General features: G+C 66.0%; 4 protein-coding genes. 2 read left to right on the top strand and 2 right to left on the bottom strand.

The genetic code is table 11. The features are described from left to right. Nucleotides 1-437, bottom strand: a 437-nt coding sequence (locus JWQ05_RS19800; RefSeq protein ID WP_299662320.1) for an FAD-dependent oxidoreductase, incomplete at its 3' end; no start/stop codon positions are given. A 259-nt stretch (nt 438-696) separates the two neighbouring features. On the opposite strand from JWQ05_RS19800, the gene JWQ05_RS19795 reads away from it, so the two are divergent. Continuing rightward, nucleotides 697-1,413 carry a sulfate transporter family protein gene (locus tag JWQ05_RS19795; protein WP_299662318.1) on the top strand — a complete coding sequence of 239 codons (717 nt, stop codon included), beginning with the start codon at nt 697-699 and terminating at the stop codon, nt 1,411-1,413. A 185-nt stretch (nt 1,414-1,598) separates the two neighbouring features. Then, nucleotides 1,599-2,738: a complex I NDUFA9 subunit family protein gene (locus tag JWQ05_RS19790; RefSeq protein WP_299662315.1), complete on the top strand. Its 1,140-nt coding sequence runs from the start codon at nt 1,599-1,601 to the stop codon at nt 2,736-2,738. Nucleotides 2,739-3,265: 527 nt separating this feature from the next. On the opposite strand, the gene JWQ05_RS19785 is transcribed toward JWQ05_RS19790, so the two are convergent. Then, nucleotides 3,266-3,954 (bottom strand): ImmA/IrrE family metallo-endopeptidase (locus tag JWQ05_RS19785; RefSeq protein ID WP_299662312.1); only part of this gene is annotated, 689 nt, incomplete at its 5' end.

The following is a 3,954-nucleotide window of genomic DNA, read 5'->3' as shown; positions in this document are numbered from 1 at the left end:
CGGTCCGGCCCCGCCCAGGCGGCCTGCGCGCTCATCGCCCGGTCGGCCAGCGCGAAGGCCCGCCCCAGGGCCGCCGCCTCCGCCGGACGACCGCGCCGGCGCCCGACCCAGAGATGGCTGTCTTGCGCCGCCACCCGCAGGGGCTCGCCCCGCGTAATCCCGAGTTGCACCAGCGGGTTGATCGGCCCCGCATGCAGCCAGTGCCCGCCGAGATCGACCGCGTGCCCGCGCAAGGGCACGGTGAGCAGCCGCCCGCCGACCCGGTCGCGCGCCTCCAGCACCGCCACCGAGACGCCGCGTGCGATGAGTCCCCGAGCCGCCGCGATTCCGGCGGCACCCGCCCCGACGACGATCACCTCGGGCTCCTGGGGCAGGGGCGCCAGGCGCGGCGCGATGCTCGGGCGCCAGCGTTCGTGTGCGGGGCGGGACGTCCTCATGGATGACGGTCTCGGTCCTGTCTCGGGGTGGGCGAGGGCCTAGCAGAGGACGCCGCGGGGGGACACCCGGGCAGGGTGCACCGGGCATCGACGCGGGCGCCCGAGCGTCCGCGGGACGCAACCGGAAACACTCCCGCCCTTGCGCCCGCGCGCGCGCATCACCAAAACCTGCCGGGGCACGGTGCGCGCGGGGGCGACGCAGGCCGGAGCGTCACGACCTGTCACGACCTGACGACATCGAGACCACAGGAGATCCGGCATGCTCTTCCAGGCCGCCTTCGCCGCCATCCGGCAGGTGTTCTCACCGCCTCTGCGCGCGATCCTGTGGAAGTCGCTCGGGCTCACGGTGGGCATCCTCGTCGTGGTCTGGTTCGGGCTGACGCGGGCGATCAACTGGTTCCTGTCGCAGCACCATCTCTCGGTGGACTACCCCTTCCTCGACACCCTGGCGGTGTTCTTCGCCGGCGCCGGGCTGTTCGTGGGGCTGGCCTACGTGATGCCGGCGGTGTCGATCCTGGTAGCCGGCTATTTTCTGGACGACGCGGCGGAGATCGTCGAGCGCACCGACTTCCCCAACGATCCCCCCGGCATCGCCCTGCCGCTGGGCACCGCGATGCTGTACGCGGTGCGCTTTGCCGGCTTAGCATTGCTCGTCAACCTCGTGGCGCTGATCCTGTTCTTCGTGCCGGGGGTGAATCTCGTCGCGTTCTTCGGGGCCAACGCCTACCTGCTGTCGCGGGAATATTTCGAGCTCGCCGCCGGGCGGTTCCGGCCGATGGCGGAGGCGGGCGACATGCGCCGGCACTACAGCGGCACGACCCTCACGGCGGGAATTCTGCTGGCGGGCCTGATGGTTGTGCCGGTCCTGAACCTGCTGACCCCGCTCTTCGGCATCGCCCTGATGGTGCATGTCCACAAGGGCCTGAGCCGGCGCACCCCCGTGGCGGGGCCCCAGCCCCAAGCCCGTCTGCGCTGACGATCGCGGCGCGACAGCGGGCCCCGAAAGTCACGCCGGCGGCCTCCCGTCGGCGCACGAACTGCTCTAGATACGCTGCAACAGGCGACAGACGACGCTGCAACAGGCGACGCGACCGGCCCCGATCCGCACCGCAACGGTTGCGCGTCGTGGCACGGGGCCGCCGGATCGAGACGTAAGGCGCGATGACCGGCTTCGAGACCCTCCCCCTGACCCGCCCCGCCGACCAGCTCGTCACCGTGTTCGGCGGGTCGGGCTTCCTCGGGCGGCACGTGGTGCGGGCGCTGGCCAAGCGCGGCTACCGGATCCGGGTGGCGGTGCGCCGGCCGGACCTCGCGCTGTTCCTGCAGCCGCTCGGCAAGGTCAACCAGATCGTCGCCGTGCAGGCGAACCTGCGCTACCCGGATTCCATCGCTCGGGCGGTCCACGGGGCCGACATTGTGGTCAACCTCGTGGGCATCCTGCAGGAGACCGGCAAGCAGAGCTTTTCGCAATTGCAGGCCGAGGGCGCCGGCGAGATCGCCCGTGCGGCGGCGGCCGTCGGCGCGCCCCTGGTCCACGTCTCGGCCATCGGGGCGGATGCGGACTCCCCCTCGCTCTACGCCCGCTCCAAGGCGCTCGGCGAGGCGAAGGTGGCCGAGGCCGGCGGCCCCCACGTGATCCTGCGCCCCTCGCTGGTCTTCGGCCCCGGCGACAGCTTCTTCAACCGCTTCGCGTCGCTGGCCCGGGCCCTGCCGGTGCTGCCGCTGGCGGGGGCGCAATCCCGCTTCCAGCCCGTCTACGTGGCCGACGTCGCCGAAGCCGTGGCCCGGGCCGTGGAGGGCCACGTGCCGGCGGGACGGGTCTACGAACTCGGCGGCCCCGAGGTCGAGACCCTCGACGCGCTGGTGCGCTACATGCTGAAGGTGACGCTGCGCAAGCGCGTGGTCCTCGGCCTGCCCCAGCCGGCGGCGATGCTCCAGGCCCGCGCCCTGGAGATCGTCGACACCCTGACCCTGGGCCTCCTGCCGGATTCGCTCAAACTCACCCGCGACCAGGTCACCCTGCTCCAGACCGACAACGTCGTCTCGGAGGCCGCCAAGGCCGAGGGCCGCACCCTGGAAGGCCTCGGCCTGCAGCCGACCGCCATGGAGGCGGTGGTGCCGGGCTACCTCTGGCGCTTCCGCAAGGCGGGCCAGTTCGCCAAGGTCCAGGAATTCGAGAGCGCGATCCCCGAGACCCTGGCCCCCAAGCCCTTCGTGCCGCGCAGCGGGAGTGGGCCGGCGCTTGGGCCGGATGCGAATGCCCCGAGCCGGATGGGGGTTCGGTGGGGCACGCGGGGGTGAGGTTTTTTACAGCAGCACCGGTTTGACCAGCTCGGTAAAATGTCAGAACCCGAAGTGTGTCATGCCCTAGCGTGTAAAGTTCTGAACTGATCAAGTGCTGTTTTTATCAAGAAATCATCGAACGCCAGCGAGATGATTAGCGGATAGTAGTGGTTATAATTTGCGGGCTGAGATTCCACTTTTCATTTAATCGAGCCACTCAGACTGCAAGCGCCGTTTTAGAGCAAACCTAGGTTGGATTCCCATGGGGGTGACTACTAACCCTAGCTAATGTTAGCAAATTCTGCTTTCTGTTGTTCCAAGATTGAGGAGATACTGAAGTATATCTATAGCGCTGCGTCCGTGCGATCCCAGAATCAAAGCCAGCTACGAGTGGCGGCAAACGCAATACCGAGTTTGCGATTGCCCTAGTGCAGACGCCGATGATGTGCGAATTGGCTCCTGAGTCCAACCTTACATTTACATCGCTATAATGATAATTATGGTCGTATCATATAAATTGGATCCGTAAGTTTTGAATCATGTATTCAGCTCCCCGATTTCGATCGGCGGCTGAACGGAACAACAATACCGGAGCCTTCAATTATCAGCGAAGAACGGCTCATTTCAGTTTTAAGCTGGACTACCTCGCTGCCTCTATCGGCAAACCATCCCGCCGGCAGATTGGTCAGGTTCTCAATATCGCCCGCCGCCATCGTGAACTCAACGGCAAGCAAATCAGCCTTCGTCCGCAGACCAGAACCGATGACGGCGTTCAGCGCGTCGGCCAAGTTCCGAGGTTCCGGAATTTCCCATTGTCGATCAAAGGGCTCCTCGCGATTCCAACCCTTGGCCGAGTACAGCTTATATAGGTCGATTGCGTGATCGGCTGTGATCATTTCGAGGTCGGACAAACGTCTGATCTGTGCCTTCACCGATACGCGCCAGCGTTCCTTTAGGGCAAGGAGCGCCGCAAGCGATGGCCGCCCCACCTCGTGTGGAAAGGTGGTTGATGGCATCAGGAATGCGCTGGCCAGGCGAAAGCCCTGCCTCTCAATCTCCTTGAGATCCTTCTTCAGGTCGTCCTTCGCAACTTCTCTATGGAGGACTGCATGGGCTAGCTCATGCGCTGCATCCATCTGCCGTCGGGCGAATGACATCTTATCAGTCGCCAGCAAGATATGGGGCCGGTCCTCCGCCTCGGACCAGCTACACAGACCATCGAGCTTCGCCGTCC

The organism is Methylobacterium sp. (genome assembly GCF_028290105.1).
In the GTDB taxonomy this organism is placed as follows: Bacteria; Pseudomonadota; Alphaproteobacteria; order Rhizobiales; family Beijerinckiaceae; genus Methylobacterium.
This window is presented reverse-complemented; position numbering and strand designations above follow the sequence as displayed.